Annotated in this window: 20 protein-coding genes and 2 pseudogenes; 17 read left to right on the forward strand and 5 right to left on the reverse strand. The window is 39.1% G+C overall.

Annotated features, from left to right (window positions below; genetic code table 11):
* Nucleotides 1-11: 11 nt before the first annotated feature.
* Together NST80_RS01105 and NST80_RS01110 are read left to right on the forward strand one after the other, a co-directional pair.
* Nucleotides 12-992 (forward strand): PTS glucitol/sorbitol transporter subunit IIB, encoded by a 981-nt coding sequence (locus tag NST80_RS01105; protein WP_022496544.1) that lies wholly within the window; start codon nucleotides 12-14, stop codon nucleotides 990-992.
* Nucleotides 993-1,086: 94 nt separating this feature from the next.
* On the forward strand, nucleotides 1,087-1,449 hold the full coding sequence (locus tag NST80_RS01110) for a PTS glucitol/sorbitol transporter subunit IIA (protein WP_022496545.1): 363 nt from the start codon (nucleotides 1,087-1,089) through the stop codon (nucleotides 1,447-1,449).
* 353 nt (nucleotides 1,450-1,802) lie between these two features.
* On the opposite strand, the pseudogene NST80_RS01115 reads toward NST80_RS01110, so the two are convergent.
* Nucleotides 1,803-2,291 (reverse strand): annotated as a pseudogene (locus NST80_RS01115) (transposase); the annotation flags it as partial.
* Nucleotides 2,292-2,369: 78 nt separating this feature from the next.
* Between NST80_RS01115 and NST80_RS01120 the strand changes: the two are divergent.
* The 3 genes from NST80_RS01120 to glmS all read left to right on the forward strand — a co-directional run bounded on the left by NST80_RS01120 (nucleotide 2,370) and on the right by glmS (nucleotide 5,702).
* Nucleotides 2,370-2,519, forward strand: a complete 150-nt coding sequence (locus tag NST80_RS01120; protein WP_230578903.1) for an IS110 family transposase — start codon at nucleotides 2,370-2,372, stop codon at nucleotides 2,517-2,519.
* Between the two features lie 46 nt (nucleotides 2,520-2,565).
* Nucleotides 2,566-3,249 carry an IS110 family transposase gene (locus NST80_RS01125; RefSeq protein ID WP_022496547.1) on the forward strand — a complete coding sequence of 228 codons (684 nt, stop codon included), beginning with the start codon at nucleotides 2,566-2,568 and terminating at the stop codon, nucleotides 3,247-3,249.
* A 635-nt stretch (nucleotides 3,250-3,884) separates the two neighbouring features.
* Nucleotides 3,885-5,702 (forward strand): glutamine--fructose-6-phosphate transaminase (isomerizing), encoded by a 1,818-nt coding sequence (gene glmS / locus NST80_RS01130; RefSeq protein ID WP_022496548.1) that lies wholly within the window; start codon nucleotides 3,885-3,887, stop codon nucleotides 5,700-5,702.
* A gap of 344 nt (nucleotides 5,703-6,046) precedes the next feature.
* Here glmS and NST80_RS01135 read toward each other — a convergent pair.
* A pseudogene (locus NST80_RS01135) lies at nucleotides 6,047-7,296 on the reverse strand (ISL3 family transposase).
* A gap of 314 nt (nucleotides 7,297-7,610) precedes the next feature.
* Here NST80_RS01135 and NST80_RS01140 point away from each other — a divergent pair.
* The 12 genes from NST80_RS01140 to groL all read left to right on the forward strand — a co-directional run bounded on the left by NST80_RS01140 (nucleotide 7,611) and on the right by groL (nucleotide 21,791).
* On the forward strand, nucleotides 7,611-8,483 hold the full coding sequence (locus NST80_RS01140) for an Rgg/GadR/MutR family transcriptional regulator (protein WP_037600167.1): 873 nt from the start codon (nucleotides 7,611-7,613) through the stop codon (nucleotides 8,481-8,483).
* 153 nt (nucleotides 8,484-8,636) lie between these two features.
* Nucleotides 8,637-10,214: an ABC transporter ATP-binding protein gene (locus NST80_RS01145; RefSeq protein WP_022496557.1), complete on the forward strand. Its 1,578-nt coding sequence runs from the start codon at nucleotides 8,637-8,639 to the stop codon at nucleotides 10,212-10,214.
* A gap of 155 nt (nucleotides 10,215-10,369) precedes the next feature.
* Entirely contained in the window at nucleotides 10,370-11,086 is a 717-nt protein-coding gene (locus NST80_RS01150; RefSeq protein ID WP_002883635.1) for a YebC/PmpR family DNA-binding transcriptional regulator, read from the forward strand.
* Nucleotides 11,087-11,211: 125 nt separating this feature from the next.
* A complete protein-coding gene (locus NST80_RS01155; protein ID WP_022496558.1) occupies nucleotides 11,212-11,550 on the forward strand; it encodes a preprotein translocase subunit YajC in 339 nt (112 codons plus the stop codon).
* A 128-nt stretch (nucleotides 11,551-11,678) separates the two neighbouring features.
* The gene (locus NST80_RS01160; RefSeq protein ID WP_060972221.1) at nucleotides 11,679-12,428 is read left to right on the forward strand and encodes an isoprenyl transferase; all 750 of its coding nucleotides are present in this window, start codon (nucleotides 11,679-11,681) and stop codon (nucleotides 12,426-12,428) included.
* Nucleotides 12,429-12,440: 12 nt separating this feature from the next.
* Complete coding sequence (locus tag NST80_RS01165; protein ID WP_342504620.1) at nucleotides 12,441-13,235, forward strand: phosphatidate cytidylyltransferase; 795 nt, start codon at nucleotides 12,441-12,443, stop codon at nucleotides 13,233-13,235.
* A gap of 16 nt (nucleotides 13,236-13,251) precedes the next feature.
* Nucleotides 13,252-14,514 carry an RIP metalloprotease RseP gene (gene rseP / locus NST80_RS01170; protein WP_064525471.1) on the forward strand — a complete coding sequence of 421 codons (1,263 nt, stop codon included), beginning with the start codon at nucleotides 13,252-13,254 and terminating at the stop codon, nucleotides 14,512-14,514.
* A gap of 70 nt (nucleotides 14,515-14,584) precedes the next feature.
* A complete protein-coding gene (locus NST80_RS01175; RefSeq protein WP_175060430.1) occupies nucleotides 14,585-16,447 on the forward strand; it encodes a proline--tRNA ligase in 1,863 nt (620 codons plus the stop codon).
* Between the two features lie 481 nt (nucleotides 16,448-16,928).
* Nucleotides 16,929-18,869, forward strand: coding sequence for an ABC transporter substrate binding protein (locus NST80_RS01180; protein ID WP_193757476.1), 1,941 nt, complete (start codon nucleotides 16,929-16,931; stop codon nucleotides 18,867-18,869).
* Nucleotides 18,869-19,672 (forward strand): ATP-binding cassette domain-containing protein, encoded by an 804-nt coding sequence (locus NST80_RS01185; protein WP_002883592.1) that lies wholly within the window; start codon nucleotides 18,869-18,871, stop codon nucleotides 19,670-19,672. The genes NST80_RS01180 and NST80_RS01185 overlap by 1 nt, the downstream gene beginning before the upstream one ends.
* Nucleotides 19,673-19,839: 167 nt before the next feature.
* Nucleotides 19,840-20,127 carry a co-chaperone GroES gene (groES, locus tag NST80_RS01190; protein ID WP_002886462.1) on the forward strand — a complete coding sequence of 96 codons (288 nt, stop codon included), beginning with the start codon at nucleotides 19,840-19,842 and terminating at the stop codon, nucleotides 20,125-20,127.
* 44 nt (nucleotides 20,128-20,171) lie between these two features.
* Nucleotides 20,172-21,791 carry a chaperonin GroEL gene (gene groL, locus NST80_RS01195; RefSeq protein ID WP_049553846.1) on the forward strand — a complete coding sequence of 540 codons (1,620 nt, stop codon included), beginning with the start codon at nucleotides 20,172-20,174 and terminating at the stop codon, nucleotides 21,789-21,791.
* Between the two features lie 83 nt (nucleotides 21,792-21,874).
* On the opposite strand, the gene NST80_RS01200 is transcribed toward groL, so the two are convergent.
* The 3 genes from NST80_RS01200 to NST80_RS01210 form a co-directional block, all read right to left on the reverse strand.
* Nucleotides 21,875-22,720: a superinfection immunity protein gene (locus NST80_RS01200; RefSeq protein WP_045769223.1), complete on the reverse strand. Its 846-nt coding sequence runs from the start codon at nucleotides 22,718-22,720 to the stop codon at nucleotides 21,875-21,877.
* A gap of 90 nt (nucleotides 22,721-22,810) precedes the next feature.
* Entirely contained in the window at nucleotides 22,811-23,116 is a 306-nt protein-coding gene (locus NST80_RS01205) for a DUF2752 domain-containing protein (RefSeq protein WP_013989997.1), read from the reverse strand.
* On the reverse strand, nucleotides 23,116-23,448 hold the full coding sequence (locus NST80_RS01210) for a TM2 domain-containing protein (RefSeq protein WP_013989998.1): 333 nt from the start codon (nucleotides 23,446-23,448) through the stop codon (nucleotides 23,116-23,118). The genes NST80_RS01205 and NST80_RS01210 overlap by 1 nt, the downstream gene beginning before the upstream one ends.
* Nucleotide 23,449 lies beyond the last annotated feature (1 nt).

The raw sequence follows: 23,449 nt of genomic DNA on the forward strand, positions 1-23,449 counted from the left end.
AGAGTGAATTTATGTCATATAAGAGTATAAAAGTTGTTAAAGGAAATGGCGGTTTCGGAGGACCTTTGGTCATTACTCCTAGTGAGGCAAAGCATAAATTTATCTATATCACTGGCGGCGGAGAAAAGCCAGATATTGTGGATAAAATTGCTGATTTGACAGGTATGGAAGCTGTTAATGGATTTAAAACATCTATTCCTGATGAGGAAATTGCTTTGGCAATTGTAGATTGTGGCGGAACTCTTCGCTGTGGAATCTATCCTAAGAAGGGGATTCCGACGATCAATATTGTCGCTACAGGTAAAAGCGGACCTCTAGCTCAGTATATTACAGAGGAAATCTATGTATCAGCAGTTGGTCTTGATCAAATTTCCGCTGCTAATGAAGATGAAAAAGCGACAACGGTGGTTACTGAAAAACCAACTTACGATACTAGTAAAAAAATCACAGAACAAAAAGCAGAAACAAGTATTGTAGCAAGAATTGGGATGGGGGCTGGTAAGGTTGTTGCGACTTTCAACCAGGCTGCTCGTGAAGCCATCCAAACAATGCTCAATACTATTATTCCTTTCATGGCCTTTGTTTCTTTACTAATTGGGGTTATTCAGGGTTCTGGTGTTGGAAATTGGCTGGCAAAACTAATGGTTCCTCTAGCTGGGAACATTTGGGGACTCATTTTGATTGGCTTTATCTGTTCCTTGCCATTCTTATCTCCTTTGTTGGGCCCTGGAGCTGTTATCAGTCAGATTATCGGAACCTTAATTGGAGTCGAAATCGGAAAAGGAAATATTCCGCCTCAAATGGCTCTGCCAGCTATATTTGCTATCAACACTCAAAATGGCTGTGATTTCATTCCTGTAGCACTTGGGCTATCTGAGGCGAAAGCTGAAACTGTTGAGGTTGGTGTCCCTTCTGTTCTCTATTCACGTTTTCTCAATGGTGTTCCTCGGGTCTTAGTAGCTTGGGTCGCTAGTATTGGTCTTTATCAGTAGAGCATGGTTAGGTTGTGCACACATATAAAAAATAGTATCTTAAACTTATCTATTAGGAACATGAAAGATTAGAGAAAGGATGGATCGGAATTAGATGAAGAAAATTTTTGAAGCTAAAGTAATTCAAGTGGGACCTGAAGCTCAGAATATGATTCAAGACGCTAATATGCTCATTTTATTTGGAGAAGAAGCTCCGGGAGACTTAGCAGAGTATTGTTTTAAGATTGATAACAAAAATCTGCTAGGTTCAATACTAGAAGGCGGCAAGCTGGTGGTAGATAATCAGGAATATTCGATTACTGCCGTGGGAAATGTAGTAGAAAAAAATTTAACTGGACTGGGCCATATCACTATTTCTTTTGATGGTTCAAAAGAGGGCAGTCTGCCGGGCACTCTCCATGTTGCAGCAGACCAAGCAGTAGTAATTGAGAAAGGTTCTACCATTCAGATTTTCTAAGTAGCTCAAGTAGGATAGAAAATCAAATCCTGTAAACTATCAAAGCAGCAGCCTAAAACTAAACGCAGCCTCCCTTAGGGGAGGTTCGGATTGAAGACAAAGTCCTTAGAAGACACTTTTCTAAGGGCTTTTCTTTTTGTAAAGTTGTATAATAGAGGTAAGAAAAGTTGTGAGGTGCTAGCTATGTTTCACAAAGAAAAACCTGATTATCATCGCTGCCAATATGGCTTCTATACGATAGACGAATTGGTCCCAGAAGATCACTTTCTTCGCCAATTGGAATCAGAGGTTGATTTCGACTTTATGATACTGTCAATAATTTTGTGTAAACACTCAAGTAGAGTTATAGAGTGCTAATCAAATAAGCTTTCAAGTGTGTCAGAACATTGTCCAAACCCTTTATGGATTCGTTGACTTTGCTTGAAATTATAATCTTCAAACAAAGTAACTAAGTAACGTTCCAGAGCCTCCTCGTTAGGAAAAAGAACCTTCTTTTTCGTTTGACGTTTGATTTCTTTGTTAAGAGACTCAATGAGGTTTGTCGAATAAATGCTGTGCCAAATTTGATAGGGAAACTGAAAAAAAGTTAAAAGATTATCCGTTTTCTCCAGGCTTTCCGTGACTTTCCTATACTTTGGTTTCCATTCGGCGATAAAGTCCTCTAAAGCTTGTACTGCCATTTCTAAATTTTCAGCACGATAAATCATTTTAAATTACCCCAGAATAACCGCTCGATCAGATCGTTTCACCCTACTAGCCAGATTTCGACTAATATGAATCAAGCAACGTTGTTGTTTAGCTAATGGGTAAGCCTGACTGATAATCTGCTCAAGCCCTTAGAATCACAAAAACAACTAGATAGCTTACGAGTACGTAAAACAGATAAGATTGACGCTGAAAAACTAGCTACGTCTCAGTTCATCCTCAATCGTAAACCAAGCTATGTCCAAGAAGTGCTTTATCAAGAATTACGCGACCTCAGCCATTTCTATCAGAATCTTACTGGGGATATTTTCTGCGCTAAAAATCGTCTGCACAAGGTTCTACAGGTCTCTTTTCCTGAATTGTAAAACATCTTATCTTCACCAACTGTGGGAACAATATTGGAACTTGGTCATGACTTTTCCATGTAATAGTTTTGTACTGGAGTTAGATGACGCCGAATTAACAGCTATCATCCGTCAGTCTACGGCAAAACGCATCTCTGAAAAACGTGTGACTTACTTAGTAGATAAGCTTACAAAACTAGCTAATCAGTCTTATTGTGAGGTCAAGAAAACCTCTCCAATGATGGAAGAGATCAAATACTATGCAGGGGAGTTACTTAGGCTTTCTGAATATAGACAAGGCGTTTTAGAGGAGATGGTAACTTTGGCTCAACCTTTGCCAGAATACGAGATTCTTCTCTCTATTCCTGGAATCACTGAAACCACAGCGACAAGTATTATTGGCGAACTTGGTGACATTCGTCAATTTCATTCTGCCAATCAAATCAATGCTTTGATCAGCATTGACCTCAGCCACTATGAATCTGGGGACTTTCTAGCAAAGGAACATATCACCAAACGTGGGAATCCCTATGCCATAAAGGTTCTCTTTAAGTGCATTCATAACATAGCTTCAGCTGGCTACACCAATCCTTGTCATATAGCAGACTTCTATGAGAAACGGAAAAGACAATCGCAAGTGACTTCAACCAAACCACACACGATTGCCTCTACACATCGTCTCATTAGAACAATGTATTACCTCATAACACATAACAAGCTTTACGATTATACTTCTACCCAAAATCGGTAAAATTGTTTATGCCATATGATTGTAACACCTTATCAAAAAACCACTAGGTAAGGTGTTGTTTTTGCGTGCACTTTTTACACTAAACTTTAGTTCAAAAATAGACAAACTCCTTAGTTTGACTATGTAATTCAATCTATTTTTTTATCAAATGCCTTGATATGCTTGACAAATGGTAGAAAAGGACTCAGTCCTGTGCAATACAGAACTAAATCCTTTGGATAAATTAATTGTCTAACTTTTTGGGGTCAGTACAATTTTTATGGGACTTTTTGTGTATACTCAAAAAGCTCTATAATCTCTACAGTGGTTTTACAAATCACAGAAATAAAAAAATCTGAATTATTAGCGAAATTTTGTTCTTTAAAGGAAAATAGAGTTTAATTGGAAGTGGTATAACAAATTTCGTTTTTATTCATTTAAATAGTTGTTAAGAAAAATTGATTTAGATTATCTGATAATAAGTTTTTACTTGACAAATTGAAGATAGTCATCTTTTATGACTATACCAATTTAATTGTTGACAACTAATAAAACTAGGTATATAATGACTTTGTTCGGTTCAATAATAGGATATTGAACTATACCAATTTGTAGGAAAGGGATAGTAATTTAAAAGTTGCTACAGGTAATAATTAATGTGTGGAATTGTTGGAGTTGTTGGAAATAGTAATGCAGTGGATATCTTAATACAGGGTCTCGAAAAGTTAGAGTATCGCGGTTATGACTCAGCAGGTATTTATGTGACTGATGCCCCAGATAAAGGTTGTCTAGTTAAATCAGTTGGTCGTATTGCAGATCTTCGTGCTAAAATTAGCTCCGATGTTAAGGGATCAACTGGTATTGGTCACACGCGTTGGGCAACACATGGTCAAGCAACTGAGGATAATGCTCACCCACATACTTCGGAAACAGGGCGCTTCGTTTTAGTTCATAACGGAGTTATTGAAAACTATCTCCAAATTAAAGAAGAATACTTGCAAGGACACAAATTTAAAGGTCAGACAGATACTGAGATTGCAGTTCACTTGATTGGTAAATTCGTTGACGAAGATGGATTATCAGTTCTTGAAGCCTTAAAAAAATCTCTTCATATTATCCAAGGGTCATATGCGTTTGCTCTTGTTGACTCTCAAGCACCAGATACGATTTATGTTGCCAAAAACAAATCTCCACTTTTGATTGGTGTTGGTGAAGGTTACAACATGGTTTGTTCAGATGCCATGGCTATGATTCGTGAAACTAGTCAATTTATGGAAATTCACGATAAAGAGTTGGTTGTTCTGACCAAAGATGCTATCACAGTTACCGATTATGAAGGAAATGCTATTGAACGCGGTACTTATACAGCTGAACTTGATCTTTCTGATATTGGTAAAGGAACTTATCCTTACTATATGTTGAAAGAAATTGATGAGCAACCTACTGTAATGCGTAAATTGATTTCTACCTATGCAGATGATGAAGGAAATATCACTGTTGATCCAGCTATTGTCAAGTCAGTACAAGAAGCAGATCGTATTTACATCTTAGCAGCTGGGACTTCATATAATGCTGGTTTTGCGTCAAAAGCTATGTTTGAAAAATTGACAGATACACCAGTTGAAATAGGTGTTGCATCTGAGTGGGGTTACAACATTCCACTTTTGAGCAAAAAACCAATGTTTGTTTTGCTTAGTCAATCAGGTGAAACAGCAGATAGCCGTCAAGTTTTGGTGAAAGCTAACGAAATGGGAATCCCTAGTTTGACTGTTACCAATGTACCTGGTTCTACGCTTTCTCGTGAAGCAACATATACGATGCTTTTACATGCAGGGCCTGAAATTGCTGTAGCTTCTACAAAAGCTTATACTGCTCAGATTGCGGCTCTAGCTTTCCTTGCGAAAGCTGTTGGTGAAGCAAATGGCAAGAAAGAAGCACTTGAGTTTGATTTAGTGCATGAGTTATCAATTGTTGCTCAGTCAATTGAAGCGACTCTCTCTGAAAAAGATATGATTTCTGAGAAAGTTGAGAACTTGTTGGCTACAACTCGTAATGCTTTCTACATTGGTCGAGGAAATGATTATTATGTAGCTATGGAAGCATCATTGAAGTTGAAAGAAATCTCTTATATTCAATGTGAAGGCTTTGCTGCGGGTGAGTTGAAACACGGTACAATTTCATTGATTGAAGATGGTACTCCAGTTTTAGGATTAATTTCTGCAAGTGAAGTTGTGGCTGCTCATACTCGTGGTAATATTCAGGAAGTTGCTGCTCGTGGAGCTAATGTTTTAACAGTCGTTGAGGAAAAATTAGCTAAAGCTGATGATGATATTATTGTCAATCAAGTACATCCATTCTTATCACCGATCTCAATGGTTATTCCAACTCAGTTGATTGCTTACTATGCTTCTCTACAACGGGGTCTTGACGTGGATAAACCACGAAACCTTGCAAAAGCAGTAACAGTTGAGTAAGTTAGTTTCCGCATTCTAAATTTTATTAGCTCTTTTTTATCATTTATCAAGTCTATCAAAGCTTTAAGTTAAAAATGAGATAAGACAGTACTATTCTGAGTTTATTGTCTTAGTTTTAACAATTTTTGAGCCATAAAAAGGCATGCTAAAAAATACCTTTCCTGGTATTTTTGATCAAGGTTTCTTGCCAGTTTGTCAAGTGACGTATAGCGCTATACTACAATTTTACAAGACCCCACTACTTTAACCTAACGAAAAAGTAGTGAGTACTCTCTGGTTGGAGATTTTCTCACTACTCATCTTAGTATGTTTGTCAACTGTAGTGGGTGGCGAAAAGCTAACATCTAGAGAGGACCAGATAGGTCTTCTCTTTTTTTATGTTTAGAGTGATGAAGATACGTTTCTTAAAGTTGATGAAGTTTCTAAAACCGAAGCCCAACCGTTTGATGTCTTTAATCAACTTGTTAGTAGCTTCCAGTTTTGCGTTTGAATAGTCTGTTTCTAGTGCATTTTGGATGTATTGCTTGTGTCTAAGAAAAGTCCTAAAGACCGTTTGAAAATAGTGATTGACCTTGCTTCTATTTTCCTCTATCAGCTCAAAGAACTCATCTACTCTCTTCTCCTGAAAGTGAAAAAGCAAAAGCTGATAAAGAGTATAGTAGTCGGTGAGCTCTTCTGAAAAGACCAATGTCTTCTCAATGACTTCATGTGGGCTTAAGGTTTGACAAAATGTCTTCGAGTGAAATGAGTTACAAGATAGCTTACGACTGTCCTTTTGAAAAAGTCGCCAGTGATTTTTCAAGGCTCGATAAGGTAGTGACTTCTTATCGAACTGGTTCATAATCGCAATTCTTGTCTTTAAAAAGGCACGTCCAAGGTACTGGATAATGTGAAATCGATCAAGAACAATTTTGGCGTTAGGGAAAAGTCTTCGAGCTAGTGGCATATAAGTTCCTGACATATCTATCGTGATAAACTGTACCTTTTGGCGAGCTTTCAACGGATACTTCAAAAAGTAGTTTCGAATAGTGGTTTGACGGCGATTATCGAGGATAGTTATGAGTTTGTTGGTCTCATAGTCTTGCGCCACAAAAGCGAGTTCACCTTTCTTGAACCCAAGCTCATCCCAGGACATAACAGCTGGGAGTTTGTCATAATGCTCCTTGAAAGTAAACTGGTCAAGTTTACGATAGACAGTGGATGTCGATACACGAAGTCTTCTGGCAATATCCGTTAATGATAGCTTTTCAGTTAGAAGTTGAGCAACCTTTTGTCGGACAAGGTTTGAGATTTGGTGATTTTTCTCAACGATTGATGTCTCAGCGACCGTGACTCGCCTACAACTTTTACACTGGAAGCGACGTTTCTTCAGACGTAGTAGTGTCGGAGTTCCAGCTTGCTCTAGAAGAGGGATTTTAGAAGGTCTTTGAAAGTCATATTTAATCATCTTTCCTTGGCAATGTGGGCATGGTGGTGCAGGGTAATCCAGTTTTGCATGAATTTCGATATGAGTATCAGTTTCAAAAACAAGAGAAATAATGATGTTAGGGTCTTTAATTCCGATTAATTCTGTGGTATTCTTAATAGGTCTCATAAGTTCTTCCTAATGGTAGTTTCGTCGCTTTTCATTATAGTTCTTATGGGACTTTTTGTGTATACTCAAAAAGCTCTATAATCTCTATAGTGGTTTTACCCACTACAGAAATTATAGAGCCGTAATCAGATAAGATCAGCTTTGGCTGGTCTTTTTTTAACCATTTGTAGGCTAAAACTCTCCATTAATGATTTCTTGTAGCTTAATTTACGAACTTTTATTCTAAACGTTTCGGACGGGCTAGTTGGGTTTTGTGGCTCTTTAATTTAGGGATGATTGTTGCTATAATTAGTTCAAGCATAGGAGGATGAATCATGATTGGACCTGTGGAAATGGGTGCTTTGTTGAAAAAAATTCGTTTATCAAAGAATTTGACATTGAAAGAACTTGCTAGTGATTATTTATCAGTATCTTTCTTATCAAAATTTGAACGTGGAGAATCTGATATCTCATTATCTAGATTTTTTCTTTTGTTAGATAAATTGGATGTCAGTATTGAAGAGTTCTATGGTATTTTATCTCAAGATAATCCGACTCATACTGAAAAGTTATTAGAAAGTGCTAGTAAGGCTTATTATCAAAACGATAGTTTATCGTTACAGAAGTACGCTGGAGAAGAGCGTCGTAAATTTGAGCTCACACAAGACAAATCATTTCTCTATAACAGTATTATGCTAGAATCTTTTTTGGCAAGTGTTTCAAATAAAGAGGTTGATGAAAATAAGGTAAGGGAATTAACAGACTATCTTTTTAGCATTGAACAATGGGGAAAAAGAGAGTTAATCATATTAGGAAATAGTATGTCGTTTATTTCCACCCAGACACTTAATGTTTTGACCAAGGAGATTGTGTATAGAACTAGACTTTTTGGAAATAGCGACTCAAATCAAAGAATCCGAATTAGTCTTCTTATTAATGCAGCTTATGAATTTTTACGACGTGATGAACTAGATTCAGCGAAATACTATTTAGATTTAGTCAATGATAGTGGAATTCCTGAGGTCCTCTTATATGAAAGACATGAGTTGATATTTGTAATGGGGTCTTACTTGATAAAGTCGGGTGAAGTTGCTGAAGGGAGAAATCTAATTGAGGGGTGTTTAGAAACTCTTAGGACTTTAGGTGCGGAAAAGTTATTGCTTGCTAAGGAATCAGAGTATCAAGAGTTGTTAAATTCCACTATATGACAATTTTATAGAGTGAGTTAAAAAATAGAATAAACTAAGACCATAGTACGACATCACTATGGTTTTTAATTTTCAATGGATATATGGTATTCCAATGTCTTCAATTTATCCAACTGATTATATACCAAGGTGATTTAGATTGTGAGGAAATCTATGAGAACCTATATTCTTAAATACAAGTATGACAATTTAGTTCATATCCTACTGTTAGCACTGAATGCTGCTATTTTCGTGAGTGCCTCGGTAACCTTAGCTTTAATGACGAATCAGCTGGTATCTAAGCGAATCCAATCTTTTTTAGCTCTCTTAGGTCTAGAGGTAGGTCTTTACATTATTTATTTAGTTTTGAATTATATTATTGCGGTACATCAAACAAAATTAATCCAAAAAATGACTTTGTCTATTCGTCAGTCTTATCTTAGTAAAATTATTCACCATTCTTTTAGTGAATTTAGAAAGAGTGATATTGGAGAGCATCTCTCAGTATTAAATAATGATATCCAATTGATTGAATCAAATGGCTTTTCAAGTATTTATACTCTTTGTTCAACAGTATTCACCACTTTGTTTTCAATTATCGCCTTATTAAGTTATGATGTAAGGATTGTTCTGCTAGCCATTTTTTTAACTTTGTGTCTGACTTATCTTCCCAAACCATTTACCAATAAAATGCAGAAATCAATGGAGATATTTTCCAAAGCGAATGAGGAGCTTGTTTCTGGAATAAGCGATCAGTTATATGGATATGCGGATGTTTATTACGCTAGTCGTAAACAGATATTTCTTAGACAAGTGAGGTCCATTGTTGAGAAATATATTGTACAAAAAATTATTTTTACAAAAAGAAAGACTAGCACTGAGACGCTGATGGCTTTATTTTCAGTTATCGCCCAGATGTTGATACTTCTTCTAACTGGCTTGTTAATTATTTTTGGAAATATTACTGTTGGAACCATTACCTCAGTAGGACAGATATCAGGTAATATTTTTAACTCTCTATCCACCATTAATCAGCTGCAAGTGACCATTAAGTCTGTCAATCCTATCTTAAAAAAATTTCACGATTTTCCAGAGGGTCCAAAGACTTGTATAGCGACAATTCAGGATGTTCATTTTGAGAATGTAAGTTATCATTTTGGAGAGAAGGCTATTTTTGAGGGATTCACCCAAACCTTTAAAAAAGGAGGCAAGTATGCTATTACTGGATGCTCAGGTAGTGGGAAGTCAACCCTGCTTAATATATTCCTAGGCAATCTTAAAGATTACGAGGGAACAATCTTGTTTGGAAAATTGGAGTCAAAAGAGATTGATGAGAACTCAATCGTGTCTAAATGTGCCTATGTTGGGAGTCAAACTCATATCTATAATGATACCTTGAGGAACAATCTAACTCTTTGGAATGAAGTTATTACTGATACGCAGATCAAGGAAGTTCTTGAAAGAGTTAATCTTTTATCTTTCTTAAGTCGTATAGATGAGCAAGTAAGCGACGGTAGCTTTTCGGAGGGTCAAAAACAAAGAATAGGCCTGATAAGAGCGTTTTTAAAAGGAAGTTCTGTTGTGATTTTTGATGAAGCCACTGCAAATCTTGACCATAATAATGCTACTCGTATTGAGCACCTTTTATTAAGTGATCCTAATATCACTTATATCACGGTTACCCACCATCTTATAAAGGGAAATGAACCATATTTTGATAAGATTATTCGTTTGGGAGAGGGGACTGAGTAAATGTTTCATATGATAAATGCTTAGGATTTATTTCAATTTTACTAACGGCAGTCAAAGTGCTATAATGTAAGGGATTGTGAATTTAGCAAGCTTTGCTATTTTCAAAAAAGAAAAAACAAATCAGAGATACAAATCTCTTAGAAGAGGTGAATCCCATGGGACGTAAATGGGCTAATATCGTTGCTAAGAAAACTGCTAAAGATGGTGCAAACTCTAAGGTTTACGCTAAGTTTGGTGTCGAAATTTATGTGGCTGCTAAACAAGGTGAACCAGATCCAGAATCAAACTCAGCTTTGAAATTTGTTTTGGAGCGTGCTAAACAAGCGCAAGTGCCAAAACACGTTATTGATAAGGCCATTGATAAGGCTAAAGGTAACACTGATGAAACTTTCGTTGAAGGACGTTATGAAGGTTTTGGACCAAATGGTTCTATGATTATCGTAGATACTTTGACTTCAAACGTTAACCGTACAGCTGCTAACGTACGTACTGCCTTTGGTAAAAACGGTGGTAACATGGGTGCTTCAGGTTCTGTTTCATACATGTTTGATAAAAAAGGTGTTATCGTTTTTGCAGGTGAAGATGCAGACGCAATCTTTGAACAATTGCTTGAAGCAGATGTAGAAGTTGAAGATGTAGAAGCAGAAGATGGTACTATCACTGTTTATACTGAGCCAACAGATCTTCACAAAGCTTTGGAAGCTCTCCGTGCTAACGGACAAGAAGAGTTCCAAGTGACTGAACTTGAAATGATTCCACAAACTGAGGTTACTCTTGAAGGTGAAGACCTTGAAGTTTTCGAAGGACTTATTGATGCGCTTGAAGCAGACGATGATGTTCAAAAGGTATATCACAACGTAGCAGATATGTAATCTCATTCAGCACTTTCCGTCATAAGGAAAGTGTTTTTATGTGGTCTGTCTAAGGATTTGTCTTGCTTGTCCTGACTTAATCTGATATAGTAGTAGCCAAGTGAATTATTGGAGGAATACGAAATATGAATATGATGCTAGTTTTGGCCATTTATGTGGTCGCAATTGTTGCTTATGTGGCTTTCAGCCGTCGTCGCCAAGCAAAGGCCCAGGAAGATCGTTTTGCAGGTCTTGCTAAGGGTGCTGAAGTTGAAACAATTGGTGGTTTGATTGCTGTTGTTGATGAGATTGATAAAGAGAATAACCGTATCGTTTTGGATGCAGAAGGTGTCTTCTTGACCTTTGATTTGAGTCGTTCAATCATGAAAGTGATTACGCCAGCACCAACTACAGAGACAGCAGAAACAACTAAAAAGACAATTATTGAAGAAGATTCAGCAATTGAGTCTTCTGATGAAAACTAAGATGTGTATTTGAGACTAGGTTAAATCCTGGTCTTTTTGCGTTTTCTAATCTTATCGGTATTAAAAGCTGTTCAGAACCCCTGAAAATGTGGTAAAATAAAGGGTAAACTATATTTAGAGGATATTCCATGTTTAAATTTAGAAAAAAATCTCATCAAGAGGTTCTAGTCAATATTCCCAACCATATTGGCATTATTATGGATGGAAATGGCCGTTGGGCTAAAAAACGTCTACAACCACGTGTGATGGGGCATAAGGCTGGGATGGATGCCTTGCAAAAGGTAACTATCGAAGCGTCACAACTTGGAGTTAAGGTATTGACAGTCTATGCCTTCTCAACTGAAAACTGGTCACGCCCACAGGATGAAGTGAAATTCATCATGAATTTGCCAGTTGAATTTTTTAACAAGTATGTACCAGAATTAGATAAAAACAATGTTCGTATTTTAACTATTGGGGATAATAGTCGTCTACCTAAGGAAACCTTAGATGCTCTTGAAAAAGCAGTTGAGCAGACGAAACATAATTCTGGTTTGGTACTCAATTTTGCACTTAACTATGGTGGCCGTGCGGAGATTGTATCTGCAGTTCAAGCGATTGCTAAAGAAGTTGAAGCAGGCAAACTCTCTCTTGAAGCTATTGATGAAGATCTTATTGCTAAGCATTTGATGACAGACAAGTTGCCTTACCTCTATCGTGATCCGGATTTGATTATCCGTACAAGTGGTGAGCTTCGTCTTAGTAATTTCTTGCCTTGGCAATCGGCCTATAGTGAGTTTTACTTCACGGATGTTTTCTGGCCAGACTTTGACCAGAAAGGTTTACGTCAAGCTATCTCTGACTACAATAAACGTCACCGTCGCTTTGGTGGTGTCTAGAAAGGACCTCTCATGCAAGAACGTTTAATTGGTGGGGGTGTGGCAGCAGCCATTTTCCTCCCATTGCTCTTTATCGGTGGTCTTCCTTTCCAACTTTTAGTTGGAGCTATGGCCATGGTTGCGGTGTCTGAGATGCTTCGTATGAAGCACTTGGAGATTTTCTCTATCGAGGGTATTTTATCAATGGTGGCAGCCTTTATCTTGGCTGTTCCGATTGACCAGTATTTTATCAGCCTTCCAACAAATGCTAGTGTGACAGGATTTGCTGTTATTTCATTTTTGATTCTAGCAGGAACTGTCCTTAATAGCGACCACTATTCTTTTGATGATGCAGCTTATCCCATTGCTTCAGCCTTTTATGTTGGTTTTGGTTTCCAAAATCTTATTGCGGCACGTATGGATAGCTGGGAAAAAGTTCTTTTTGCCCTTTTTATTGTTTGGGCAACAGATATTGGTGCCTACCTCTTTGGTCGTCAATTTGGTCAGAACAAGCTATTGTCAAAAGTATCACCAAACAAGACTATTGAAGGTAGTGTCGGTGGTATCTTATCAGCAATCATTGTAGCCCTTATCTTTGGTTTGATCAACCACGGAGTTTATGCTCCTCACAGCTTCTTCTGGTTGCTTATCTGTACTATTCTCTTTAGTATCTTTGGTCAATTTGGTGATTTGGTAGAATCAGCTATTAAACGCCACTTTGGCGTTAAAGACTCAGGCAATCTCATTCCTGGACACGGTGGTGTTTTGGACCGTTGCGATAGCTGGATCTTCGTTTTCCCAATCATGCACTTCCTAGGACTTTTTTAAGAGTGGAGGTGTCTAGATGAAAGCTATTATTACCTTTTTACTGATTTTCTGTGTGATTGTCGTCTTCCATGAATTTGGTCATTTCTTTTTTGCCAAACGCTCAGGAATTTTGGTTCGTGAATTTGCCATTGGTATGGGACCGAAAATTTTTGCACATACAGGTAAGGATGGTACCGTTTATACTATCCGTATCCTCCCTTTGGGTGGTTATGTCCGTATGGCTGGTTGGGGTGAAGATACAACTGAGATTAAAACAGGTAGCCCTGCCAGTCTAACGATTGGATCAGATGGTAAGGTAAGACGTATCAACCTTTCGGATCGCCAGGTTGACCAGACGGCTTTGCCTATGAACGTCACTGCCTATGATTTGGAGGATAAGTTAACCATTACAGGTCTAGTCCTAGATGAGACCAAGACCTATGAGGTTGATCATGATGCCACTATCGTTGAGGAGGATGGTACAGAACTTCGTATCGCTCCTAAGGATGTCCAATATCAAAATGCAAGCATTTGGGGACGTTTAATTACCAACTTTGCTGGTCCTATGAATAACTTCATTCTTGGGGTGCTTGTCTTTATTATCTTAGCCTTTGTTCAGGGTGGCGTTCAAGATACATCGACCAACCGTATCCAGGTAGCCGATGGAGGCGCTGCTCAGGTGGCAGGCTTGAAAAATGGTGATGCTATCGAGGCTATCAATAAGGACAAGGTTACTGATTGGGACAGCTTGAAGGAAGCATTGACAGAGAATACCCAGAAATTCTCCAAAGGTGACAGCCTTTCTGTGACAGTTAAGAGAAGTAACGGTCAGGAAGAAACAATCTCTGTTAAACCTCAGGAGAACCAAGGTAGCTACTTTTTGGGTGTTTCTCCTGCTTTAAAAACAGGTCTTAAAGATAAGATTTTTGGTGGTTTCCAAATGGCTTGGGAAGGGGCCTTCAAAATTCTCGTAGCACTTAAGGGACTTATCACCAACTTTAGTTTGAATAAACTTGGTGGACCGGTTGCTATGTTCCAGATGTCTGCCCAGGCTTCAGAAAATGGCTTGATTTCCATTCTTAACCTTATGGGGATGCTCTCAATTAACCTGGGAATTTTCAATCTTATCCCAATTCCAGCCCTTGACGGTGGAAAAATTGTTATGAATATTATTGAAGCCATTCGTCGTAAACCACTTAATCAAGAAATTGAAAGCTATATTACACTTGCAGGTGTTGCCATCATGGTTGTTCTTATGATTGCAGTCACTTGGAATGATATTATGCGTGCTTTCTTTTAATTAGAAACAAAGAAACGAAAGGAAGTCTAAGGGACTTGACCCAAGGGCCAGCCTCCTTAGTATGTAAATGATGAAACAAAGTAAAATGTTGATTCCAACACTTCGTGAAATGCCAAGTGATGCTCAAGTTATCAGTCATGCCCTTATGGTACGTGCGGGTTACGTGCGTCAGGTTTCTGCTGGTATCTATGCTTATATGCCATTGGCAAATCGTGCTATCGAGAAATTCAAAACCATCATGCGTGAGGAGTTTGAAAAAATCGGTGCGGTTGAAATGTTGGCGCCAGCGCTTTTGACAGCAGATTTGTGGCGTGAGTCAGGCCGTTATGAAACTTACGGTGAAGACCTTTATAAACTTAAAAACCGTGATAAATCTGACTTTATCCTCGGTCCAACTCACGAAGAAACGTTTACAGCCTTGGTTCGTGATGCGGTTAAATCATACAAACAATTGCCACTTAATCTCTACCAAATCCAATCAAAATACCGTGATGAAAAACGTCCTCGTAACGGTCTTCTTCGTACACGTGAATTTATCATGAAGGATGCTTATAGTTTCCACCAAAACTATGAAGATTTGGATGTCACTTATGAAGACTACCGTAAAGCTTATGAGGCTATCTTTACACGTGCTGGCCTTGAATTTAAGGGTATCATCGGTGATGGTGGTGCCATGGGTGGTAAGGATTCTCAAGAATTTATGGCGGTTACTCCTGAGCGTACAGATCTCAACCGTTGGGTAGTTCTTGACAAGTCAATTGCTTCATTGGATGAGATTCCAGAAGATGTCATGGAAGAAATCAAGAAAGAATTGACATCATGGTTGGTATCTGGTGAAGACACAATTGCCTACTCTACAGAGTCAAGCTATGCAGCTAACCTTGAGATGGCAACAAATGCCTACACACCAGCGACTAAGGTTGTGACTCAAGAAGAAGTGACTCGTGTTGAAACACCAGATTGCAAGTCAATTGATGAAGTTGCTGCTTTCTTGAATGTTCCAGAAGAACAAACCGTCAAGACTTTGCTTTTCATTGCTGATGATGAACCAGTGGTGGCTCTTCTTGTCGGTAATGATCAGGTTAACGATGTGAAGTTGAAAAACTACCTTGCTGCTGATTTCCTTGAACCAGCTACAGAAGATGAAGCACGTCAAGTCTTTGGCGCTAACTTCGGTTCTCTTGGTCCAGTTAACCTTCCTGAGAATGTTCGTATCGTTGCGGACCGTAAGGTTCAAGATGTGGCTAATGCGGTCGTTGGAGCCAATGAAGATGGTTACCACTTGACAGGGGTTAACCCAGAGCGCGACTTCAAGGCAGAATACGTGGATATTCGTGAAGTTAAAGAGGGTGAAATTTCACCAGATGGTCAAGGTGTCCTTCAGTTTGCGCGTGGTATCGAGATTGGTCATATCTTTAAACTTGGTACACGTTACTCTGAAAGTATGGGTGCTAATGTTCTTGATGAAAATGGCCGTGCTGTTCCAATCATTATGGGATGTTACGGTATCGGTGTTAGCCGTATCTTGTCAGCTGTGATCGAACAACATGCACGTCTCTTTGTTAACAAGACACCAAAAGGTCAATACCGCTATGCATGGGGAATTAACTTCCCTAAAGAATTGGCTCCATATGATGTTCACTTGATTACAGTTAACACTAAGGATGAGGAAGCCAATGCTTTGACAGAACGTTTGGAAGCTGCTCTTATGGCTGAAGGTTATGATGTCTTGACAGATGATCGTAATGAGCGTGTTGGTTCTAAATTCTCAGACAGTGACCTTATCGGACTTCCAATCCGTGTGACAGTTGGTAAAAAAGCCAGCGAGGGTATTGTCGAAGTTAAAATCAAGGCAACTGGTGATACTATTGAAGTTAATGCCGATAACTTGATTGAAACACTCGCTATCTTAACAACCGAACAAGATGCTTAATCTAAAAAATCTTTTCTTGCAAGAGCAGGAAGAGATTTTTCTTTTGCAGTGACAATGATAAATTGAGAGAAAAGAGAGTAAATTCCAATTTGACAGAATTGTCTAAATAGTGTAAACTTAAAACTATCATAACTACGGAGGCATCACATGCTTAACAAAGCGACCCATTTGGGAAATCTTAAAGCTTTTTATTACTTTAGTTTCTTTAGATAGGACGTTTGTGTTTCAGGATACAAGCGTCAGTCAGTTTGTATCTATGAAGCTAAAGCATTTTGTGATGGATTAGCCGATTAGATGAATAGGTCTAACCGGTGACATAAGCTAGCCTGTGCTAGTCAAGATGCATAAAACCAGTTGGGCCTGTCCTAACTGGTTTTTTTCATACCGTGGTCTATTTTTAATTTTCATTTGACTCTATCGTCTCGGAAAAAAGATGACAGAAAATTGGAAATAGATAGAATAAAAAATAGAGGTATACAAGATGAAGAAATTCTTGGTCAGTATGATGGCTGTCATTACAGCTGTCCTCTTGGTAGCATGTTCCAATGCTTCTAATAAAGATTTGGTTCACGTCGGTGTGCTCCAATATGTGGAACATCCTTCCTTGTCAGCGACACGTAAAAGGTTTATTGAAGAACTCAAAGAGGAAGGTTATGTCGACGGTAAGAACATCAAAATCGATTATCAGAATGCACAAGGAGATCAGTCTAACTTGCAGACGATTTCTCAGTCGCTTATTGAAGATAATGATGTCATGTTGGCTATCGCAACCCCAGCAGCCCAGTCTTTGAGTAGTTTGACAAAGGACAAGCCAATTCTCTTTACAGCTGTTACAGATCCAGTTTCAGCTAAATTGGTTAAGTCTATGGACAATGTTGGAGGAAATGTGACAGGGACAAGCGACATGTCACCAATCAACAAACAAGTCGAGTTGTTAAAAAAGGTCCTTCCAAACACTAAAAAAGTTGGGATTATGTACACGACCAGTGAGCGTAACTCAGAAGTTCAGGTTGAAGAAGCCAAGAAATACTTCAAGGAAGCTGGTATTGAAACGGTTATCAAAGGAATTTCATCAACCAATGATATCCAAGACACAGCCAAGAGCTTGATGAGTCAAACCGAAGTGATTTTCATCCCAACTGATAATACCATTGTTAGTGCTATTAATACCTTGGTAGATCTTTCTAAAGAGACTAAGGTTCCAGTTGTTGGTAGTGACGCTGGTAGTGTAGAAAAAGGTGTCCTGTTCACTTATGGAACTAACTATGAAGCGCTTGGACGTCAAACAGGTAAGTTGGCAGGCCGTGTTCTCCGAGGTGAGAAGGTCAAGGATGTCGATGCCGAGTATCCTAAAACCCTAAATGTTGTGGTTAACCATGACATGGCTAAAGAACTTGGTATTGATGTTTCTAGCATTAGTGACGAGGAATCTAAAGCATCAACACAAGATGACAAACCAATTGCTAAAAAAGATAAGGGTGTCATTAAGCTTAAGGTCAATAAGTCTTCTAAAAAAGGATTTTCAAATGTGGTGCTAACAGCCATTTCTCAGGGGCTTCTCTGGGCTATTATGGCTATCGGGGTCTTCATTACCTTTCGTATTTTGGACCTTGCTGATTTGACAGCTGAGGGGGCCTTCCCACTTGGTGCTGCTACGACAACTATTATGATTATCCGTGGGATTAACCCAATCTTTGCGACTCTAGGTGGTTTTGTAGCTGGTATGTTTGCCGGAGCGGTGTCTGGCTTTATGCATACGAAAATGAAGATACCAGCACTCTTAACAGGGATTATTACCTTAACAGGGCTCTATTCAGTTAACCTTTTGGTTCTTGGCAGTGCCAATGTCTCTCTTTCAGGACATAACACGCTTGTGACTATGGTGATGGATCTTGGTCTATCTAAGCTGAATGGTGTGATTCTATTAGGACTGATTTTTGTTAGTCTGGTAGTACTTATGTTGGTTGTTCTCCTTAATACACAGGTTGGACTTGCTCTTCGTGCAACAGGTGATAACCTTGCCATGGGTGAAGCTAATGGTATCAAGGTTGACCGCATGAAGATTCTTGGCTACATGATTTCTAATGGTTTGATTGCCCTATCAGGGGCCCTCCTAGCTCAAAACAATGGCTATGCGGATATGAATATGGGTACTGGTACAATCGTAAATGGCTTGGCTGCAATCATCTTGGCTGAGGTTATCGTCAAGTATCTACCACTTGGCAAACGCCTCTGGTCAATTGTCGTAGGAGCTGTTCTCTACCGTTTGGTCTTGGTTATTATCCTTGCCATGAACGTTGATGCTCAAATGTTGAAATTGGCTTCAGCCATCTTGCTTGCTATCATCCTTTATGTGCCAGAAGTACGCCAAAAATTGAAAATCAGACCTAACAAATCCTTGACTCCAGGAGGTGACAAGTAATGGCTTTACTTAGTTTACAACAGATTCACAAAACCTTTGAAAAAGGCACAGTCAATGAAAATCACGTCCTTCGTGGTTTGGATCTCGACATTGAGCAGGGAGATTTTATCTCTGTTATTGGGGGAAATGGTGCTGGTAAATCAACCTTGATGAATTCAATTGCTGGTGTTCTTAGCATTGATGAGGGGGATATCTTGTTGGAGGGGCAATCTATTAAGAAAGCATCTGTAGATGAGCGCTCTAAAGACATTAGTCGTGTTTTCCAAGATCCTCGAATGGGGACAGCGACAAACCTTTCTATCGAAGAAAATATGGCGATTGCTTATCGTCGTGGTAAGAAACGTAGCTTCTTTAAAAAGTCTATCACTGAAAGCGAACGTCAAGTCTTCAAGGAAGCCTTGGTAGATCTTGGTCTTGGTCTTGAGAATCGTATGAAGACTGATGCTAATTTCTTGTCAGGTGGACAACGTCAGGCCTTGACACTTGCTATGGCAACCTTAGTGCGTCCAAAAATCTTGCTTTTGGATGAACACACAGCAGCACTAGATCCTAAGACAAGTGATATGGTCATGAATTTGACACGTAAGATTGTTGAAGAACAAGAATTGACAACCCTTATGATTACCCATAATATGGAACATGCTATCGAATATGGGAACCGTCTAGTCATGCTCTATCATGGTAAAATCGTCGTCGATGTGCGAGGTGAGGAAAAGAAAAACCTCACAGTTGCAGAACTTATGGACCTCTTCCACAAAAATAGTGGACAAGTCCTCAATGACGATGCCTTGGTACTCGGTTAATAAACAAAAAAGGAAACTGTCCAAAGTTCAGATTTTGGGTAGTTTTTTCTTGACTATTTTTGACCAAGTGCTAAAATAAATATATGGATTAGCACTCGTGGTTTATGAGTGCTAAAAATAACGTTTCACACGTTACTAATAATAAATAACATTTGGAGGTAATTGGTATGGCATTGAAACCATTGGGTGATCGTATCGTTGTCCGTTTTGAAGAAACAGAAGAAAAAACAGCTAGTGGCTTTGTATTGGCAGGAGCCAGTCATGAAGCTACAAAAACTGCTGAGGTTTTGGCAGTAGGCGAAGGAATCCGTACTCTTACTGGTGAATTGATTGCACCTAGTGTTGCAGCAGGCGATAAAGTTCTTGTTGAAAATGGTGCAGGTATCAATGTTAAAGACGGAGATGATTCCGTTTCAATTATCCATGAAGCAGATATTTTAGCAGTCCTAGCTTAGGTCTATGCTAATCAGATATAAAGTAAGATAAAGAAGGAGTAACTATGGCAAAAGATATTAAATTTTCATCAGATGCACGCGCAGCAATGGTCCGTGGTGTTGATACTTTGGCTGATACGGTTAAGGTAACGCTTGGTCCTAAAGGTCGTAACGTGGTTTTGGAAAAAGCTTTTGGCTCACCTCTTATCACTAATGATGGTGTGACAATTGCTAAAGAAATTGAACTCGAAGATCACTTTGAAAATATGGGTGCTAAGCTTGTCAGCGAAGTGGCTTCAAAAACGAACGATATTGCCGGTGACGGAACAACTACAGCCACTGTTTTGACACAGGCTATCGTCCGTGAAGGTCTCAAAAATGTAACGGCTGGTGCTAATCCAATCGGTATCCGTCGTGGGATTGAAGCAGCTGTAGCTACAGCTGTGGAAGAGCTTAAAGCCATTGCACAACCAGTTGCTAATAAGGAAGCTATTGCCCAAGTCGCAGCGGTTTCATCACGTTCTGAAAAAGTTGGTGAATACATTTCAGAAGCTATGGAACGTGTGGGTAATGACGGTGTTATCACTATTGAAGAGTCACGTGGTATGGAGACAGAACTCGAAGTGGTTGAAGGTATGCAGTTTGACCGTGGTTATCTTTCTCAGTACATGGTTACTGATAATGAAAAAATGGTCGCTGACCTTGATAATCCATTTATCCTTGTGACTGACAAGAAAATTTCAAATATTCAGGATGTCCTTCCACTCTTGGAAGAAGTGCTTAAGACAAGCCGTCCACTCTTGATCATTGCTGATGACGTGGATGGTGAAGCTCTTCCGACACTTGTTCTTAACAAGATTCGTGGAACTTTCAATGTTGTTGCTGTTAAGGCACCTGGCTTTGGTGACCGTCGTAAAGCGATGTTGGAAGACATTGCCGTATTGACAGGAGCAACTGTCATTACTGAGGATCTTGGTCTTGAGCTTAAGGACGCAACTATGGCAGCACTTGGTCAAGCTTCGAAAGTAACTGTGGATAAAGATAGCACAGTTATTGTTGAAGGTGCGGGGAGCGCAGAAGCGATTGCTAACCGTGTTAACCTCATCAAGTCTCAATTGGAAACAACAACATCTGAGTTTGACCGTGAAAAACTTCAAGAACGTTTGGCTAAATTGTCAGGTGGGGTTGCAGTTGTTAAGGTTGGTGCGGCCACTGAAACAGCCCTTAAAGAAATGAAACTTCGTATCGAAGATGCCCTTAACGCTACTCGTGCCGCTGTTGAAGAAGGTATCGTAGCAGGTGGTGGTACAGCTCTTGTTAACGTCATTGCTAAGGTTGCTGAACTTGATCTTGAAGGTGACGACGCTACAGGGCGTAATATTGTCCTCCGTGCCTTGGAAGAGCCAGTTCGCCAAATTGCTTATAACGCTGGTTATGAAGGTTCAGTTATCATCGATAAATTGAAGAACAGCCCAGTTGGTACAGGCTTTAACGCTGCTAACGGTGAATGGGTAGATATGGTCGCAGCAGGAATTATCGACCCTGTTAAGGTCACACGTTCTGCCCTCCAAAATGCTGCTTCTGTAGCAAGTCTTATCTTGACAACCGAGGCAGTCGTTGCCAACAAACCTGAACCAGAGGCTCCAGCAGCACCAGCTATGGATCCAGGAATGATGGGTTACTAAGAGTTTAAAAAGCAAAAGAAAAAACCTAGGAAAAGTAGAGAAACTTTTTCTGGGTTTTCTTTTTTTCAATTATTTGTTGTTAATTACTGAAAAGGGTTAAATGTATCAGAACTTCCTTGTTGCCCGGCCATTTGCATCATCATTTGTTGCTGTTTGATACGCTCTGCTTCCTTATTCATATTGATAGAAACAACAAGAAGGATGACCCAACCGATGAAGGTCCAGTTTAGGAGGATGGATAAAACAAAGACTAGCCATTTCTCGTCTGTTTTGTTTAGGAGGGCTGGTAAGATAATAAGTGCTACAAAAGGTAAAGAAAAAATTAGGAGGAAAAGTGCTAAGGGTAACGTTGCCCCAACTTCATCGCTAGCAACTCCAATTAAATATATTCCGAGGGCCCAGATGATAAATGGAATATCAGCGATGGCTAACATGATGAGGTTTGTTTGGGTTTTCTTGTCTTGTTTCTTCCAAGTTTCGTTTAGATTTTTGCTTGCTTGTTGGAAAGTTTCACCAGTTTGATTCGCAAATTGGTTAACAGTCTGACTGGCAGTTTCTACAACAGGTTTAACTTGTTCCTGGAAGGTCTTTGCTTGCTTTTCTTGAGCTAGGTTAGTTGCTTGGAAAGTCTCTTCTTCATCTGCTGTAGAGTTAGTGAGTGGTTCTTCAGCAACATCATAGCTGTCAACATTTTTTTCGGCAGTTTCTACCACTTCTGTTGATGGTGCAGATTCTGCTGGTTCAACAACTTCTGAATCTTGCTTAGTTTCTACAGTCTCTTTTTGTGAGACAGTTTCTGTTACTTCGACAGTTTGTTTGGGAGTTTCTCGGACAAACTCGCCTTTCTGAGCTGCTTCAGCCATTTCTTGAATACTTGGATTACGACCATTAACTGCTTGGAAAAAATCGATCCAATCTTGTTGCTTCATGTGTATAACCTCCAGATATCTTGATTAAAAAATGTTGATAATTTACAATTATAGCAATAGTGTAAGGGGACCGCAATGGGAGTCTTTACTTTATTTCCTTATAATCTTCTTATCACTAAAGATGGGAAAGAGAAAGAAATAGGTTAGGATATAGACCACTAGAGGATATATCAGTGGATTATAGTCCCAGGCTCCTTGCCAATCTAGGTGTAAGAGTCTAACACTAGCGCGTGTTAGGCCTGTGCTCCAAGCTTTAAGGCCAAATGGTCTTAGGATTAAACTGAGTGGTGTTGGAAGATGCAAAAGGTAGACTCCATAAACTGCCACTAAAACTAAGAGATATAATCTAAAAAAACGCTGGTGGTAGGCCCACAAGCGTGTAAAATAGTTTTTCATTAGCCAATAACTGCAAAGAGTTTTTGAGCGTTTGATTGGCGAGTAGCATCCATGATGAGGAATAAGTCAACAATTGACCAGATACCACATCCACCACACGTCAAAAGTTTACCAACACCGAGACCAATTTGTCCTAACAAAAAGCGGTCAATTCCAAGAGTCCCACCTAGAAGTGAAATAATCAACAACATTGTTGGATCTTGGAAGCTGATTGAGTAAAGCATTGAAAGTTGTTGCTCAGGAAGTGCTTCAAGACGTTGACGGATGTACTGAACTTGTTCTGTTGGGAAATACTTGGCGTTAATGGTTATCCATTGATCGACTGGATTCATA

Origin of the sequence: Streptococcus sp. FSL K6-1323 (genome assembly GCF_038630745.1) — a bacterium.
GTDB classification, from domain to species: Bacteria; Bacillota; Bacilli; order Lactobacillales; family Streptococcaceae; genus Streptococcus; species Streptococcus salivarius_D.

Coding starts and splice junctions, on each gene's coding strand:
- NST80_RS01110 (WP_022496545.1), top strand. CDS start 1,087: ATGAAGAAAATTTTTGAAGCTAAAGTAATTCAAGTGGGACCTGAAGCT.
- glmS (WP_022496548.1), top strand. CDS start 3,885: ATGTGTGGAATTGTTGGAGTTGTTGGAAATAGTAATGCAGTGGATATC.
- NST80_RS01150 (WP_002883635.1), top strand. CDS start 10,370: ATGGGACGTAAATGGGCTAATATCGTTGCTAAGAAAACTGCTAAAGAT.
- NST80_RS01105 (WP_022496544.1), top strand. CDS start 12: ATGTCATATAAGAGTATAAAAGTTGTTAAAGGAAATGGCGGTTTCGGA.
- groL (WP_049553846.1), top strand. CDS start 20,172: ATGGCAAAAGATATTAAATTTTCATCAGATGCACGCGCAGCAATGGTC.
- NST80_RS01210 (WP_013989998.1), bottom strand. CDS start 23,448: ATGAATCCAGTCGATCAATGGATAACCATTAACGCCAAGTATTTCCCA.
- rseP (WP_064525471.1), top strand. CDS start 13,252: ATGAAAGCTATTATTACCTTTTTACTGATTTTCTGTGTGATTGTCGTC.
- groES (WP_002886462.1), top strand. CDS start 19,840: ATGGCATTGAAACCATTGGGTGATCGTATCGTTGTCCGTTTTGAAGAA.
- NST80_RS01140 (WP_037600167.1), top strand. CDS start 7,611: ATGATTGGACCTGTGGAAATGGGTGCTTTGTTGAAAAAAATTCGTTTA.
- NST80_RS01175 (WP_175060430.1), top strand. CDS start 14,585: ATGAAACAAAGTAAAATGTTGATTCCAACACTTCGTGAAATGCCAAGT.
- NST80_RS01145 (WP_022496557.1), top strand. CDS start 8,637: ATGAGAACCTATATTCTTAAATACAAGTATGACAATTTAGTTCATATC.
- NST80_RS01165 (WP_342504620.1), top strand. CDS start 12,441: ATGCAAGAACGTTTAATTGGTGGGGGTGTGGCAGCAGCCATTTTCCTC.
- NST80_RS01180 (WP_193757476.1), top strand. CDS start 16,929: ATGAAGAAATTCTTGGTCAGTATGATGGCTGTCATTACAGCTGTCCTC.
- NST80_RS01200 (WP_045769223.1), bottom strand. CDS start 22,720: ATGAAGCAACAAGATTGGATCGATTTTTTCCAAGCAGTTAATGGTCGT.
- NST80_RS01125 (WP_022496547.1), top strand. CDS start 2,566: ATGACTTTTCCATGTAATAGTTTTGTACTGGAGTTAGATGACGCCGAA.
- NST80_RS01205 (WP_013989997.1), bottom strand. CDS start 23,116: ATGAAAAACTATTTTACACGCTTGTGGGCCTACCACCAGCGTTTTTTT.
- NST80_RS01155 (WP_022496558.1), top strand. CDS start 11,212: ATGAATATGATGCTAGTTTTGGCCATTTATGTGGTCGCAATTGTTGCT.
- NST80_RS01160 (WP_060972221.1), top strand. CDS start 11,679: ATGTTTAAATTTAGAAAAAAATCTCATCAAGAGGTTCTAGTCAATATT.
- NST80_RS01185 (WP_002883592.1), top strand. CDS start 18,869: ATGGCTTTACTTAGTTTACAACAGATTCACAAAACCTTTGAAAAAGGC.